This is a genomic window from Streptomyces sp. NPDC097129, assembly GCF_055668065.1.
Window position 1 is genome coordinate 1 of sequence record NZ_JBVOQE010000079.1, and the last position, 1218, is coordinate 1218.

2 protein-coding genes are annotated in these 1218 nt (G+C 34.3%); both read right to left on the bottom strand.

Annotated elements, in window-relative coordinates; translation table 11 throughout:
• Positions 1–573: hypothetical protein (locus AC0B9F_RS38235; RefSeq protein WP_472010428.1), on the bottom strand; the 573-nt coding region annotated here is incomplete at its 3' end.
• Positions 574–636: 63 nt separating this feature from the next.
• The coding region (locus AC0B9F_RS38240; protein WP_472010430.1) for a hypothetical protein at positions 637–1218 on the bottom strand (582 nt) is incomplete at its 5' end.

The window sequence follows — 1218 nt, forward strand, 5'->3', positions numbered from 1 at the left end:
TTCCCCTTGACCCGAACGAGAAACCCCTAAAATACAAGTATTAACTGTATCCGTATCAATAAAATAGTTGTCTTTATAATGGGATATAGGGATACCACCTATCCCTTCAAATTCTTTTTCCTTTTCTGGAATGCCTTTGTATTGTTCTTCAATCTCAATAGTTTTCGTAAATCTGGAATCCCCTTTTTGTCCATAGGCAATTTCTTTTTCACTCTTATAATTAACTTTTGAATAAACGAAAGTTCCTAAAAGGAGATCCACGGCCAATATCATAAAATTTACTTTCCAATCCAATGGAGTACTGAAGGCATTCATTAAGTGAATATCATCCTCTATCCCTATCTGAAATATATCGAAAGTGGTTGATGATTCCTTATCCACGCTTGCTATACTCTGCATTACATTAGAAAAGCTTACTACAACGAAATTAAGGAATAAAAACGCAATAAGCGCTACTGATATAGAAACCAGCAACGTCTTTATATTTATTTTGCTGTTTTTTTCGGGAAGTTCCTCCCCATCCACTTTATAGTTATAGCTATGGGATAAGTACTTTCTTTTCTTTATAGCCATAATGCTTTCCCACCTTTTCTTGCGATGAAACAATGTTTCTTTAACTGTAAAAAAACACTACTTTTATTTGCTAAGTAATTCTGTTGCAAGTTTATTCTCTTCCCTTTGATAAAGGGATAGTGCTATGTCAGCTTTTCTCTCCTTGCTTAAATTCCTTTTTTCTTGCTTGGACATCTTTATATATAAATCTGTTACCTTTTGATCATTCTTGGAGAGAATCGCTTCATCAATTTTTCCGTATACTGTATCCCCATCAAATGCTTTATTGAACGTCATTAAGGAAGCTAAATCCTTGTTTTGAAAAAGGGTTTCTTCAATAGTTACTAGGCTATCATCATCTTTATATAGTGCCATTGCTTTATCATAATTTTTTTCTTGTAATAGCTCTTCTAAAGTTATTATTGCTTCTTGTTTTTGGACTTCAGCTGATGGTTCCTGCTCTATATTAGTACTTGTTGTTGCTTTAGCTTTTACTACATGATTACTATTTAATTCGCTTATTGCCTGCCCTAAGAACAGACCCCCACATAAGAGAAGTGCTCCTACTATACCAGTGATTAGTAATGGGTTTTTTGTTTTACGTGTATTTGCCATTACTTCAGGCTGTTCGGATTCCTTGTATACCGGTTGAGCCGGCATATTTAC